Source organism: Amycolatopsis sp. NBC_01286, assembly GCF_035982555.1.
Lineage (GTDB): Bacteria > Actinomycetota > Actinomycetes > Mycobacteriales > Pseudonocardiaceae > Amycolatopsis.
In genome coordinates this window covers 5,958,070-5,972,501 of the sequence record NZ_CP108428.1, presented here as the reverse complement: position 1 = coordinate 5,972,501, position 14,432 = coordinate 5,958,070, and the positions used below count along the sequence as shown (strand labels likewise).

The window sequence follows — 14,432 nt, the reverse complement described above, 5'->3', positions numbered from 1 at the left end:
GCCGAGGAGCGCGCGTGAGTGATCCCACCCCAGACAAGGAGCTATCGAAGGTGGTGGGCTCCGAGGTTGCCGCAGGCCTGACGCGCTGGGCCCGCTCGAACGGCATGGAGATCATCCTTCCCGCCAACGGGTGGACGGCGAGAGGATTCACTGACGCTTTCGTCACGTCGCTGATCGTCCGTGACCCCGACAACGGCGACTTCAGCCTTGCGCTGAAAGTGGCGGGTGAGCACGCCCGGTCCGAACGGGAAACACACGAGAAAGCCCTGATGGAGGCGCCCGAGGAATTCAGGGCCAACCACTTGGTCGAGCTCGAACACGGCGTGATCGAGCTCGACGGCGGTCGCATCGGGTACTTCCAGAGCCTGGCGGGTGGAAGTTCCCGGGTTCGTCCCGTCGCAGACCTGTCGTCGGCAGCTCAGCACAAGGCCGCGGTGGCGACGTGCATCGCGGCGTCCGACGGTCTCACGAACAAGTGGAACACAGCACCCTTTGTGACTCGGAAAAGCACCGTGCGTGAATTCCTGCGCCGCGAAGTGGGCCATTTGTCCGGTGGTGGAACGCTCGGCTCGCTCGGCCGCTGGGCCGCGTCGACGGGATGGGGCGATCTGAACGGACGTCCGCTCCGAGTGACCGGCGAGGCGGTCCGGGAGCGGGTTCTCCCGGATCCCCTGCTCCTGCTCGGTGAGCACCCTCTCGGGGCGTGCGAGATTACGGTTCACACCGGGTACAGCCACGGTGATCTGCACCTGGGCAACCTCCTCGTGCCCACAGACGACCGCGGAACCCGCCCCGAGCGCTACCGCCTGATCGACCTGTCGACCTACCAGTCCGCAGGACCTCGTTCGCGTGACCTCGCGGCCCTCCTGACGTCGGGGCTCGCGCTACTCTGGCCGGGACTCGGCCCGACTTATCAGGAGTTCCTCCTCGACGACGTGGCGAACTTCGACGGCGAAGTCCCGGAGCGGCAGGACAAACCGGTACTCGATCTGATCCGCGGGGTTCCCGGGGTGATGACCGCCGAAGCGACGCGGAGAGGGTTCGAACACGAATGGCGCGTCGAGTTCACATTGGCCCTTCTCGCGGCCGCACTCCGCAGCACCACCCACGAAAACCTGGATCCCGAACTCCGGTGGTGGTTCGTGCAGCTCGCCGGCCGGCTCACCGCGCGGTACCTTGAAATCGAAGGCGTGGCGATGAGCCAGAAACCACCGGTGGAGTTCTCCAACCCCTTCCCCGGGCACCGTCCCTCGCCCACCACGGCGGCGTCCACCACGTCCCGGCCGGACGAAGTCCCCCGGCTCCGGGGCCTTCTGCTCGGTGGGATGTCGACGCGGGACGCGGATCGATGACCGGCGGTGACGGGTACCGCGGTGACATCACCGAACACCGCCTGGCCGGCCGCCTGTTCGCCGAGTGGAACTCCGGGACGAGCGCGTCGCGCGCCGCCTTGGAACACGAACCACCACCCGGGCCGATCGCGTTGCGCAGCCGGCTCCGCCACCTTATCGACGCAGCCCACACCGGAACACCGATCAGTCACGTCACGACGACGGCCTGGAACGACGCCATCACCGCTGAAACCCGAGGTGACGACGCCGTTCGCCGTGGCGAGTTCCCTGCAGCAGAAGCCGAGTTCCGGCGAGTGCTCGCCGACCACGGAGACTGGCCCGTGGCCGCAGCCAACGCGTGCATCGGCATCGGCGACGTGTCGCGTGCCAACGAACTGACTTCTGAAGCAGTCGCGGCCTACCAGACCGCGATCAACCATTCCCGCCCCGCCGGCTACCGGTTCGGCGAGCTCCGTGCCTTGACCGCCCTCGGCCACCTCACCCTCAACCACCATTCAGTCGCAGCGGCGACCGACCGGTTCACCGACGCGCTCCGGCTCGCCGAAGCGCTGGAGGACCCGGTCTACCTCGGCAACTGCCAGCTGGGGCTCGCCGAGTGCGCGGAAAGGGAAGACCGGATCGATGACGCCATCGCCGGATACCGGCAGGCGTTCGACACCTTCGCGAAGATCCGGACCACGACCGGGCAGGCCCATGCCGCGGAACGGCTCGGTGCGCTCCTGCACCGCGGCAAAGGCGATCTCCACCAGGCGCGCGAATGGTTCGTGACCGCGACACGGATCTTCACCGACGACGGTGACGCCGTCGGTGCCGCCAACTGCCTGGCCGGCCTCGGCGACATCATGCTGCAGGCCGACGACCACGATGGCGCCGAGTCGATGTACCAGGAGAGCCGCACGGTCGCTCTGGCACACCGGCTGCCGCGAGCGGCAGCGCACGCGATCCAGAACCTGGGACGAGTGGCACAGGCGCGCGGAGATCTGCCGCAGGCCGAGCAACTCTTCGCCGAAGCGGTCCATGCCTATCGCGACCTGCCTGACCTGCTCGGCGTCTGCACGGCACTGGACAGGCTCGCGGTCACCCGGAAGCACCTCGGCAAGTACGAAGCGGCGCTGCGAGACCGGGTTTCGGCGGTGTTCGTCATCGAGCAGTACCGGGCGGCCCACACGAGCCCGGCGGCACAGCACGAATACCGGGTCCGATTCCGGTCGATTTATGCGAAAGCACTGTACGAGACGGTCGCCGCCGGGGCGGTGGGCGATTTCGCAGTCGTGGCCGACAGCCTCGCCGGGCGGCGGCTGGTCGGGCTGGCGCTCGCCGACGCCGAAGCTGCCGACGCCGATGAGACCGATTTCCTTCAGAACACGCTGGTCCGTGCCGACCAACGCTGGCTTTCCCTCGGCCGCGAGCCGGGAACCGGCGGGATGCAGCTACCCGCAGACGTTGGCAAGCAGGAACGCCTGACCCGGATGCTCGGGGCGTTGGCCCTCAAATCCGGTCTCGTCGACCCTGCCGAGGCCGCGCTCGACGAGCTCCTGTCCGCGCTCTACCCGCTTCCGCAGGACGGCGACGAACTGCTCACCGCATTGCCGCCCGGGTGTCATGTTCTCCAGGTCTTGCCCGATCCCGATGACGGGACGGCGATCTACTGGTTGTGGCGTTCGGTGACCGGTGCAGCGAAGCTCGGCCGGACCCGGTTGCCGCAGCCGTGCATCTCGTTGCTGGAGCTGCTGCAGGGAGCGAGCCGGCGACGAGCCGAACTCGCCCCCAACGATGTCGAGGCTTTGTCGGAACTCCTAACCGAAGAGCTCCGACAGTGCCTCGTTGCCGAGCCGGGACAGCGGCTGCTGCTCCTGCCCGTCGGTGAGTTGTGGCTCGTCCCGTGGGGCGCGATTCCGCTGGGCGGCACCGTGCTCGGAGAGCTGACGGAGTTCGTCGTGTGCCCTTCGCTGGGGCTGCAGCGAGTGGTGCGCAACCGCGGGGCCGCAGCCTCGCCCGATTCGCCGGCGATGTTCTGGCACAGCTCCCTGATCACCTATCACCGGTTCGAGCGCCTGCTCGAGGACCGCCGATGGGACCTGGCGAAAGTCGCGAGCGCGAGCGAGGCGAAAACGCGGCTCGGTTCCGGCACGCACACCGCAATCATTGTATGCCACGGGCGGCTGGCTCCGGGGCTCGGCCACTACCTCGAACTCGATGTCGATGACTGGCTCCTGCCGGTGGACGTGTTCCGCGCGGCCCCGCCGCAGCGGCTCTACCTGATCACCTGCTGGGGTGCCGGCGTTCCGGGTACCGCGATGACCGATCCGATCAGCGTCGCCACGCTGGCACTGGCCAAGGGTTCGAGCGAGGTGCTGGCCTCGGTGGGGGAGTTCGGAGACAGCCCGGTAGCCGACGATTTCGCCCACGAAGTCATCAGCAGGCTCGGGGACGGCCGAATCGGTGCGAGCGCGGCACTGCGCCAGGTCGTGGGGGAACTGATGAGCGAGCCGGAGTACTTCGACCGGCCGCTCGGGGATTGGGCCCAGCTGCTGCCGATCGGCACGTTCCACGGCTGAGTGGCCACGAAGTGGCAGTTATCCGGCCGCGAACCTGCCTTTTCCGCGGTCCGGTCGGCGCAGCAGGATTACCGGTGTCGGCAGCGCATTCGACATCATCGGAAATCCGCGAACGGAAGAAGGTCATTCATGAGCTCGATTCGTGACGCCTTGTACGGACCGGCCAAGGTGGGGATCGTGGCCGCTGCGCTGGGGCTGGCGGCCATCGCCGGCGCCGGGAGCGCTTCGGCGACCGCCGCCTACGGTCCCAGCTACATCGGTTCCAACTCCGGCGGTGCCAACGTCCGCACCTGCGCGAGCACCGGATGCGGCGCGATCGCCTACCTGGGCAACGGAACCGCGGTCACCATGCTCTGCTGGATCGACGGGCAGTACGTGGCCCCGCCGCAGTCCGACTACGCGTCTGCCCGGTGGTTCCGGATCGCCTCGCCGGGCGGAACGGGCTACACCCACTCGTCGCTGGTCGAGAACCAGACCGGCGTCGGCGCCTGCTAGATCGGACCAGGCCGGGCGGCGCGCCGATACTCGCGTCGCCCGGCTCCCGCCGTCGGCGACCGTGCCGGCGGGGGCGCCGACCGACGGCTCGTGCATCGTCCGCGCTCGATCGGACGTGTTCAGCGGCGGTCATGCAGCTGCTGAACGCCGCCATCCTGAGTAATCTCATCGTTGCGGTGACACGCGGGAGGGTGATGAGCGAGCTGGGCGACCGGATGCGGTCGGCGCGGGAAGCAGTCCTGGTGAGTCTCCCGTCCATGGCACGGCGGACCCGCTGGAGTGAGGCGTACCTCCAGCAGATCGAGGCCGGCGACCAGCCGGTCGAGCCGCGGCACGTGGCCGCCTACGCCACAGCGCTCCGCGTTCCCGTCGAGGCGCTGTACGGTTCGCCGCTGTGGGTACTCCGGGACGACGTGGCCGGTCACCGTCTGCTCCCGGGCGACGCGCAGCGGGTCGAGGTTCTGCTGAAGCACCCACGCTCGTTGGACCACGCCGCACTGGAGACACTCTCGCGTGTCCTGGCCGACATCCGCCGACTCGAGGACAAGATCGGCGCCACGCACGTTATCCCCTTGGTCGATGGCCAACGCCGGCTCGTCGGGCGGTTCGCCGCCGAAGCGCGTCCGGCCGTCCGGTCCGAGACGGTCGGGCTGCTGTCCGAGCTAGAACAGTACCGAGGCTGGCTGGCCGTCCCCGGCCGCCAGTGGCAGCACGCCGGCCGGCACTTCGAACGTGCGGCGCATCTCGCGATGGAGGCCGACGACCCGCAGCGGCTTTCCACGGCTTTGTCATTCTCGGCCTACCGCGCCCTCCGGCGGCGCGAATTCCGCACGGCTGAAGCGTTGTCGGCCGCGGCTCGCCGGGACACCCGTGTCGACCCCGGCCTCCGGACGTACGAGACCTTCCAGCGCGCCGAGATCCTCGCCCGGATCGGCGATCACCCCGAGGCGCTGCGGCTGCTCGCCGAAGCCGACGGTATGGTCGACCAGCTGCCGCCCGCCGAGGAGCTGCCGCCGTCCGGCTACTGGTACACCCCGCCGTTCTTCCTCGGCCAACGCGCTTTTGTCCTCTATGCTTTGGGTGACGACACCGCAGCGGGCCGAACCGCCCGCGACTGCCTGGCCGAGATGCCAGCCGAATGGACATCATCGGAGTGGGCGGCCCGGCGACGCGAGCTCGCCAGACTCACCTGACCGAACTCGACGTGATCGAGCCCCGAGCGGCGCTCGCAAGCCGTCAGTCATTACCTCGGGTGGGGCTTTCCTTCGCTCACCATAGTGACCACGCCGGGAAGGCCCACGCCGGGTAAACCGGCAACCTGCCCGCACTTCGCACCGACTAACCGAACGCACTCTCATGCCGCTGACCGGTCGTTCGCCGACACAGCCGGGCCCAGGAGACTACGAGAAGATCTTGCCGATCACGTCGACGCCGCGTTCTGATGACGCTGCCAGGACAGCGTCATCAGAACACCAACGGCTACCACTCTGAGTAACATACTCGGCTACGTTGAGATACTACGCTCTGCACACACCAGCTTCACCAAGGCGCGCGACCGCTCTGCGCCTACTCCCAACGCCTTCCGGAGACTCTCCGCGGAGACCGGACGCTGATACAGCTCACGATGCCGCTGATCCTCATACCTCGCCTGCTCCATCAACTCAGCGTCCACGTTCACAGCTTCTGCCTGCTCCGCCGAAGTGCTGTCCGAGTCGGCGGTGTGGGCAACGACAGTCGGAAGCCCGGTGGCTGAGATGGAGGCCAGCGCCTGCAGGAGGACCGAACAACGCCTTCCCCACCTCGCCCATGATCAACGGCTCAGCAACGTTCAACGCCACCACACTCGACGCCAACAACAACCGCCGAGCCGGCCGAATCACCTCCGCCGGAGCACCCCGCAGCGACGGGGACCGGATAGCGATCAGAAGCCCGACCACCGACAGATCCACCGCAGGCGCCACCAGCGGTGCGACCCAGACCGGAACCCCCAGCCGAAGAGCCAACGTGAACACGTTCCCGAAACCGAACAGGAAGGTCAGAGCCACGATGATCCCCACGATCAGTGTCACCGCCGACAGCACCGGATCGCGTCCCTCGCTCGGGCTCAACACAGCAACCCTCCAGCGCCGCCGTTCGCAACACAAACCACGATCGACCTGCACGAACACTTTGACAGAATCCGGCACGGACGAGCCCGAGAAGTGCCCGAGAGGTCTCCCACACTTCGACAGAACGCGGTATAGTCCGACACGAGAGATGGTCGGCGCCCAGCCGAAAAGGTCTTGTTCGGCATCACTCGACACCATCCGACACGCAGTATCGCTGTCTCTTAACCAGCGGGTTGAGATTCCGGCGGTATCTGAAGATCGTTGCTCGAGCCCGGGTGCTCCCTCAGATGCCCGAGGCGTGTTCGCCTCACACTCTGCTCGAACGCTCCTGAGAAGCTGACGCACTCGACCAGCCGTCGACACACGCAGCCAATAGAGGCCGAACTGAACCGTCCCCCCTTGCAATCAGCAACTCGAGTTGTCGCGTTGAGCTGAGGCTCTGGTGCAGAGTTGTCAGTCAGGCCCATCGCGCGGCATTCTGGCACTAGTAATCCACTTAGATGACCGACGCCCTCCCACGTCAACGCACGTGGAGGCTACGTGTCAACACCGTCGAGCGCCCGCGAGGAAGCGGCAACAAGCAGCACTCGCGCTATCAGGACTCCGGGCGATCTCCCGTCCGTCCCTCGTGTCGTACAGCCAGCTGACCGCATCGTCGAGACGCTCGCGATCCCACCGCTATCCAGGGCGGGCTCTATGGTTACGGTGCTTCCCGTCCCTCCGCTAGAGCCACTGGTTGATACCTCGGCGGCGGGTTTTGCCCTTGTGCGGGTGGAGGACGGCTCAGGTGCCGTTGCGTCGAAGGCAGCCGTCACGCTGCTCGGCTGGTCTGCGGGGATTCCGATTCGCTACGACGTACGTTCGGGCTTGGTCGTAGTCACCACAGACTCGACCGCTGGACGGCGGGTACCAGCGAAGCTGAATCTCATATTGCCTACGAAGATCCGTTCTCGTTGCCGTATCCGCGCCGGTGACCAGGTCTTCCTCGCCGCGCTGCTCGAGCACAAGTTGCTGGTCATTTACCCGCAGCGCCGCCTCTACGACATGGTCCTCGCCTTCCACGCCACCCTTCAGACCAAGCCCGGTTCGCTTCCCTGATCACAAGGAGCCATACGGCCGCTCCTGCGGGGTGTCCGCGCGACACGACGGCGGCGCGAACACCCCGCAGACTGGTCAGGCGGGTACGAGCGGATGTGGTTCCCCGGTTAGGGCCGACAGGGCGTTGGCCACTTCGGTGATGTCGCCTTTGACGTAGGTGGTGGTGGTCAGGTCGCTGCCGCTATCGGCGTGTCCGGCGTAGGCGCGTGCCACACCGATGCCGAAGCGACGTTCGACCCAGGTCAGGGTGGTGTGGCGGAGCCAGTGGGCGGTGACGCCCATGGCCTTGACCCAGTCGAGTTCGTTCTGGACGCGGTTGAAGATGTAGTCGTAGCGGCGTTCAGTGATCGGCCGGCCGTCTGCGTAGCGCAGCAGCTGTCCGTTCCGGTCGCCGTCGCCTCGTTCTTCGGCGTGCGCGCGGAGGTGGCGCATCAGTGTGGGTGAGACGGGCTGCCAGCGTTCGGTTTCGCCCTTCTCCCGCAGCAGGACCAGGCACTGCTTTTTGTCGAGGTCGCGGGGCCGCAGGGCCAGGGCGCCGCCACGGCGGCCGGCTGTCTCGACGTGCAGGCGGCAGATGAGCGCGTCGAGTTCTGGGTCGTTGCCGGTGCTGGCGACGACGTCGGACAGTTCGACGAGCCGGGCGTTGGCCAGGCCGCGGCGGGTGGAGGGGTTGCGGCGCGGTTTGGTGACGCGGATGGCCGGGTTGTTGCGGTCGTCGATGCGCTGGTCGTTGACCAGGTGCTTGTAGAGGCAGCGGACAGCGGCAATGAAATTCTCGGCCGCGTTGCGGCCGCCGCGGGAGTTGCGCCGGACCCGGGCGGTGCGGCGCACGATCTCGGCCTGGGTTTTGATCTCACTGGCGGTGATGGTGTCCATCCGGCGCCCGTCCCAGGCGGCTTCGGCCTTGTTCCAGTAGGAGCCGTAGGAGGCGGCGGTGCTGGGCGAGACGAGCCCGGCGACGATGGGTATCCATTCGTTGATTGTCGGGACGGGCTTGCCGTCGCCGTGCTCAGCCGGCTCGTGGAGGAGGTCGGCGGGGTTGACGCCCAGGCGTGAGAGCAGCAAGCGTGCGGCTTCAAGGTCGGCTGGGTTCGTGGTGGTGGTGGTGGTGGTGTCGGTCATTGGTCCGCCTCCCTAGCGGCAAGGGTGGTGTGGAAGTTGCGCAGCATCGTGTGCACCACGTGTTCGGGGTGCACGACCAGGACGTCCTGGGTCAGGTCGGCCACGAGCAGGACACGGCTGCCGGCGAGGACGCGGCAGCCGTGGCGGACCGGGGCGGGCAGCACGACATACGGTTTGGTGGTCATCCGGAAGATGCCGTCGCCGCGGCGGCAGATCACTGCCGACGAGCGGATCTGGGTGATCAGCAGCCGGTCCCCCGGTTTCCAGTCCAGGGCGGTGACGATGCCGCGGTCCTGGATCCGGCCGGAGGCGTCCAGCAGGGCGGTGGAGAATCGCCGCTGCCCGTCGGTGGCCAGGTCAGGAAGCGCAGGTACCGGCAGCGGAACGAGGATTCCAGCCGGTGCGGGAGCGGGTTCTTGCACGCCGGTTCGGGGCGGGAGGGTGAGCGGCTGGATGCCTGTCATGACGCACCTCCCCGACAGCGGTCGCGCGGGGAGGGCACGGTCAAGATCAGCGTAGCCGAGACGGTCTGGGGCTGAACGCCAGAAAGACCCGCCGTGGCGGGCCTGTTACTCTGTGGTGCGGGAGATATCCCGTATTTTTGTGTCCGAGGACGATCTTGCTCACTATCTACACGCCTGCAACTTCCAGCTTGACCTGCAGGTTCTGACGAGTTGGACCCGAAGCCACCCCGCGCCTCATGGGGTAATTGAGTGTCCGATAACTGGGCTACGGACTCCGCCATAACGGACCTAGTCTCGTGAGAGTCTCGGCAGGACGACGAGTGTTCGAACGTAACATCGGCGACGACGGACTCGACTTCTTCTTGTGGTCATCCTCGGTCTCGCAACGCAGAATCTTCGCCAGGCAGGCGAAGCCACAACTGCAGGCTTCACGCCTCACGTCACGACTTGTTGCTCGCTTAGCCTGGTAAGAGGTAACAACCAAAGCCACCAAGATACTCGCGAGGCCAATGCTCGCACCGAATAGCGCCACAGCTACGGCGTCCACCGCCACTCCTCTCTGTCATAGGAAGGTGGCGTTGAGTCACAGACCGAGTTGCGTGCTTCACGCAGCTGGCGAGACCCTGTCGAAAGCTCCGCGTGCGCGGCAGTACGCATCCGTTGCCAGTCGAGACCGCGCCTCGCTCAACGACCAGGGCCGGAGTCCCGAAAGCCCTGAACCTGCACCTCCGATCTGCCAAACATCGATCACTTCAGCGGCACGATGTGCAAAGACAGCGCTGATCTGCCGGGGCTCTTCGTCCGTTGGCACGGATCACACCACCGGAGCCACAGCTACCGAACGACGACGGCCACGGGCGTGTAACACGCGCTTGAGTGATGCCGACTTTGAGTCAAGCTTCGTCGCTCGGAATACGACCGGAGGCACCGTGGACACGGCGACAGCGCTACCTTCAGGATGGCATCCAGATGGGACTGGCGTGCGCTGGTGGAATGGGACGGCTTGGTCCCAGCAGGCCATACCACTCCCCCGCCGATCGCCGAAGATCGTGCAATCGACCAGCCTCGATCTCCAGACGGTGCGCCTCAGCTACCAACCGCCGCCACCGCTCCTATTTCCGTCACCGCAAGTGGGCCGCGAGGAACAACTACAGCGCGCATCAGCCGAACGCCACACGTCCACAGTTGGATCTTTGAACTGTCCGATGACGGCCTCCCGGAAGAAGCGGCGCTTATGCCTCGCGGGGGTGATCGGCGCAGCTACCCAGCCGCGGTCAGCGCGACGCTCGAGGCGGTCCCGGACCGCACGCGTTCCCTGTAGGTTCTCTGCTTCGGCCACCCGGTCACGTCGGCGTGCAACGTCACGTCGGAGTCCGGCAGAAGCCAACGAAGCCAACGCAGAGCTGCAACCGCGAGTAGCATGCGCTGGTCTTGGCGGGTGAAACTACCGATCGTCGGCAGGTTGCGTACGCTTTGCTGAATATTCCAGCCCGGCTATCTATAGCATGTCGATGGCCGAAACTTGAAAGGACCTCGATGACTAAGCCCGCTACGCCGAAAGTACGGATCGAGACCGTCAACTTCGATCGCCGAGGTGGCCGGCAGATCTCGACAGCAGAGCGGACATCCTCTCTGCTTGAGGAGCGCCGCAGCGAGATTGAGGCAGGTATCGCGAGCGCTGCCGACATCGTGCGAGGGTCCATGGCATCCGCGGATCAAAAGGACGGCTGGCAAGTGACCAGCGTCGAAGCGACATTCGGGATCACTCTGTCGGCCGAGGCTGGCGTCATTATCACCAAGGCCTCAGCCGAGGCGTCGCTCGAGGTGACCATGACCATCGAGCGCACCTGAGGGGCCATCATGGCCAAAGGCTACTGGGTCGACCTGCACACCGAGGATGGCATGCATCTCGGTGCAGGTTTCCACATTACCCGCAGGTTTCTACTGACTGCCGAGCACTGCCTGCAACGGCTACAGCCGGACCAGCGAGCGGTGGTGATGATTCAAGAGGATGGCGCGAAGGCGCGTGGCGAAGTCTGCGAGCGCAAGCAGGCCGTAGATCTCGCGTTGATCCGACGAGTTGACGGAGACCTCCCACTGTCACCACCACCGGCGGACCGATGTGCGCCCGGCGATCTGTGGCGCACCCCGTACCGACCCAACCCTTCGGATCCGCACCTTAACGGCGTAGTGGACGAGCCCAATACGCAATTCGAATGTGTTGGTGGCGGGATACTAGACGCGTTGCAACTAAGATCGGAACTCGACTTGGGGAGCTTCTCCGGCTACTCGGGCAGTGCGGTCGAGAAGCCTGGCGACCATCCGGCTCTTGTCGGCGTCTTGCAGGAGCAGTACTTCGACCGCTACGACGGCCAACGAGCGACTAACGTCCTGTTTGCTGTGACGATGCACGCGGCGCTGGAACAGTTCGCAGGCTACTTTGATAAGGCCACGAAGACCCCGACTCCTTCGGTGAGCCTGGTGGACGTAGAGGAAGTGCTTGCCGCGCACACAGCAGTGCTGGAGCAGGCGATGGACTGGATGGCGCGCGGGCTCATGTCGCCAACAGAAGTGCAGATGATCCAAGTTGACATCGCTCGCAGCGTCGTCGATTCGACAGTTAAGCGGGTGCTGCAATGACCGAAACCTGGCCTGCCCTCGACGCACTCTCGGAGCGCGGCTGGAGCCATGAACGCGAAAGCGCCGTGGTTTCTACGCCAATGACAGCCTCACTGGTCGAGCGACATCTCGACCAGCTCATGGCGACCACGTCTCGTCTGCCTCGTGACGTAGCATTTCGTATAATCTCGGCCGCAATTACAGTTGTCGACCCGCGGTCGGAGAACGGCATCCGGCTTCGACTGCAGGAGGGTGTACTCACAGCTGTCGGGGGAGATTTCGAATCCGCGCGTTCGATCCTAGAAGATGCCTACATCGACGCAGGCCAGGTCGGCTCACGCTGGGCCTTGTTGTGCCGAGCGAATCTCGCAATGCTCGGCGTGTGCGACGGCGACCTTCGCAGCGCGCGGCGCTGGCTCACCCCAATCGACAACCAAGCGAACGGCGCCGCTAACGTTCTCATGGCATCCGTTCGTGCCGCGTTGGCGAAGTCGGATTCTGACCCAGCAGCGAGCATAGGGGCAGTTGCCCACCAACGGCAGGCTGTATCGCGATATGTCTCTCGGTCGGGCGCGAGCACTCCCACTACCCTGGTGGCTACCGCCGCGGTCGAGACAAACGAGTTCCAGGTCGCACTCGCAGCCAGCCAAATGGGCGAAGCTAAAGAGATTCTGGATGGCCTCGAACTCACCGTTCAACGGATCTCAGCCGCGTTAGGCATGGATCATTTGCAGACATTGACTATTCGATGGAATTACGCGGCCGCAGCCTTCAAGTTGGCCCGATCATTGAAGCTCGTTTCCGCGATCATAGATACTCATTCCGCGTTGCATGAAGCGACATTGAAACTGCAGGAAAAATTAGGATCCGGACATCCGCAGTCCTTAATAGCCAGCGCCAACCTTGCAGCGGCTGAGTTCGAAGTGGCCCGATGGACGCAGGCCCGAGAGGGCGTGCGTGCGGCCTTCCGAAATATGCGTACTGCGTCTGACACCTTAACAGCCGCACTTGGCGAAAAGCATAGCCAGAGCCTCGCGGCATTAGTGAACGTGACGACAGCGGGCTTCGAGCTCGCCAGGGCAGGAAGCGAAGAGGTGGAACCCGAGGCCGCGCTGAAATCGCTCGAAGCAGCGTACGTACGCGCCAACGCCATGCTCGGCGACGGACACGGAACTACTCGAGTGTTACACCACGAACTCATGCTTTGTCGGCAATGGGTGTTTGGCGAGGATAAAGAGGAAGGGCATGGCGAGGGAACAATACGCACACGGCAACGCACAGAGGCCAGGCAGGCGTACCCCCAGCCCAGTCTGTTCGGCCAGGAGTACATCTCGGTCGAACACGCCGGCGAGATCTTACGACGGCCTCGTCCTCGCCCTCAGGCCACGGTCGACCCGAGGCCGGAGCCAAGGGAGGGCCGGTCGTCCGCGCCACGGCCCACGGTGAGCCGACGTCGCAAAGTCAGCCATGCCAGCGCGCGGTCCCTGCTGATGACCGTGCTCGGCGAGTACGCGCTCCCGCGGGACACGCCGGTCTGGACGTCCATGCTGGTCGAGGTGCTCGGCATCCTCGACATCGAGGAGAAGTCGGCGCGGCAGGCGCTGGCCCGCTCGGCCGCCGAGGGCTGGGTCGTCTCCGAGCGCGTCGGACGCCGCGTCCGCTGGTCGCTCACCCCGCCGGGGCGCCGCCTGCTGACCGAAGGCGCCGACCGGATCTACGCGTTCGGCCGCGAAGAACGCCCCTGGAACGGGCAATGGCTGATGCTCATCGTGTCCGTGCCGGAGGCCAAGCGCGACCTGAGACACCGCCTCCGCACGCGGCTGACCTGGGCCGGCTTCGGGTCACCGGTGGCCGGCGTGTGGGTCAGCCCGGACCTGACCCGCCAGCGCGAGGCCCAGCAGATCGTCGCCGAACTCGGCCTCGAAGCCCAGGCGATGTCGTTCACCTCGGCCTACGGCGAGATCGGCGAGCAGGAGACCATGGTCGCCCGGTCCTGGGACCTGACCGAGCTGAAGGACCGCTACGAGGACTTCATCGACCGATTCACCGGCCTGCACCCCAGCGGCGGCCGGGCCGTGCTACGCGCGCAGACGGAACTGGTGCACGAATGGCGGCGGTTCCCGTTCCTCGACCCGCAGCTGCCCGCCGAGCTGCTGCCGGCGAAGTGGAGCGGGACGAAGGCGGCGGAACTGTTCCATCACAAACACGTCGACTGGCGCCCGGAGGCCCAGCAATATTGGGACGACATCGTTGAAGCCGAGGATGCAAGTTGATGAGGTCGCACATGTCCGCAATAGTCGGCTACGTGCCCAGCAAGACCTGAGGCTTTCCCGCCGATTTCCGTGTTCTTCTCCCCAAGGCGGCGCGGAGTTCCGCTCGCCTGCTAATGCGGCGGAGAGGTGATGGGCACATGGCGGCGACTAGCGACTTCAGACGGCAGCGCCTCGAACACTACACTCGGCCGACCCTCGCAAGCGACATGAGCGCTTTGACGCTCCGATGACTCGGCCCAACTGCTGCTCGCCGCGCAATATGAGGTTGTTAGCGACACCACCTGGACAGAGCGGCTGGCCCAGGCTCTAGAGTTCATCCATCAGGTACTCGACGCCGTGTTCA

11 protein-coding genes are annotated in these 14,432 nt (G+C 65.7%); 8 read left to right on the top strand and 3 right to left on the bottom strand.

Features of this window, described 5'->3' with window-relative positions; genetic code table 11:
- Positions 1–14: 14 nt before the first annotated feature.
- The 4 genes from OG570_RS28735 to OG570_RS28720 all read left to right on the top strand — a co-directional run bounded on the left by OG570_RS28735 (position 15) and on the right by OG570_RS28720 (position 5,598).
- Entirely contained in the window at positions 15–1,352 is a 1,338-nt protein-coding gene (locus OG570_RS28735) for a hypothetical protein (RefSeq protein ID WP_326952273.1), read from the top strand.
- The gene (locus OG570_RS28730) at positions 1,349–3,910 is read left to right on the top strand and encodes a tetratricopeptide repeat protein (protein ID WP_326952272.1); all 2,562 of its coding nucleotides are present in this window, start codon (positions 1,349–1,351) and stop codon (positions 3,908–3,910) included. The genes OG570_RS28735 and OG570_RS28730 overlap by 4 nt, the downstream gene beginning before the upstream one ends.
- 129 nt (positions 3,911–4,039) lie before the next feature.
- Positions 4,040–4,405: an SH3 domain-containing protein gene (locus OG570_RS28725; protein WP_326952271.1), complete on the top strand. Its 366-nt coding sequence runs from the start codon at positions 4,040–4,042 to the stop codon at positions 4,403–4,405.
- A gap of 131 nt (positions 4,406–4,536) precedes the next feature.
- On the top strand, positions 4,537–5,598 hold the full coding sequence (locus OG570_RS28720) for a helix-turn-helix domain-containing protein (protein ID WP_326952270.1): 1,062 nt from the start codon (positions 4,537–4,539) through the stop codon (positions 5,596–5,598).
- A gap of 468 nt (positions 5,599–6,066) precedes the next feature.
- On the opposite strand, the gene OG570_RS28715 is transcribed toward OG570_RS28720, so the two are convergent.
- A complete protein-coding gene (locus OG570_RS28715) occupies positions 6,067–6,573 on the bottom strand; it encodes a hypothetical protein (protein ID WP_326952269.1) in 507 nt (168 codons plus the stop codon).
- Between the two features lie 711 nt (positions 6,574–7,284).
- Here OG570_RS28715 and OG570_RS28710 point away from each other — a divergent pair.
- Positions 7,285–7,611, top strand: coding sequence for a hypothetical protein (locus OG570_RS28710; protein ID WP_326952268.1), 327 nt, complete (start codon positions 7,285–7,287; stop codon positions 7,609–7,611).
- 75 nt (positions 7,612–7,686) lie between these two features.
- Here OG570_RS28710 and OG570_RS28705 read toward each other — a convergent pair whose 3' ends face one another.
- Together OG570_RS28705 and OG570_RS28700 are read right to left on the bottom strand one after the other, a co-directional pair.
- The gene (locus OG570_RS28705) at positions 7,687–8,733 is read right to left on the bottom strand and encodes a tyrosine-type recombinase/integrase (protein WP_326952267.1); all 1,047 of its coding nucleotides are present in this window, start codon (positions 8,731–8,733) and stop codon (positions 7,687–7,689) included.
- Positions 8,730–9,197 carry a hypothetical protein gene (locus OG570_RS28700; protein WP_326952266.1) on the bottom strand — a complete coding sequence of 156 codons (468 nt, stop codon included), beginning with the start codon at positions 9,195–9,197 and terminating at the stop codon, positions 8,730–8,732. The genes OG570_RS28705 and OG570_RS28700 overlap by 4 nt, the downstream gene beginning before the upstream one ends.
- Before the next feature lie 1,536 nt (positions 9,198–10,733).
- On the opposite strand from OG570_RS28700, the gene OG570_RS28695 reads away from it, so the two are divergent.
- From OG570_RS28695 to OG570_RS28685, 3 genes are all read left to right on the top strand, one after another.
- A complete protein-coding gene (locus tag OG570_RS28695) occupies positions 10,734–11,048 on the top strand; it encodes a CU044_2847 family protein (RefSeq protein WP_326952265.1) in 315 nt (104 codons plus the stop codon).
- A 9-nt stretch (positions 11,049–11,057) separates the two neighbouring features.
- A complete protein-coding gene (locus OG570_RS28690; RefSeq protein ID WP_326952264.1) occupies positions 11,058–11,837 on the top strand; it encodes a hypothetical protein in 780 nt (259 codons plus the stop codon).
- Between the two features lie 1,421 nt (positions 11,838–13,258).
- Positions 13,259–14,089: a PaaX family transcriptional regulator gene (locus tag OG570_RS28685; protein WP_326960192.1), complete on the top strand. Its 831-nt coding sequence runs from the start codon at positions 13,259–13,261 to the stop codon at positions 14,087–14,089.
- The last annotated feature ends 343 nt before the right edge of the window (positions 14,090–14,432 follow it).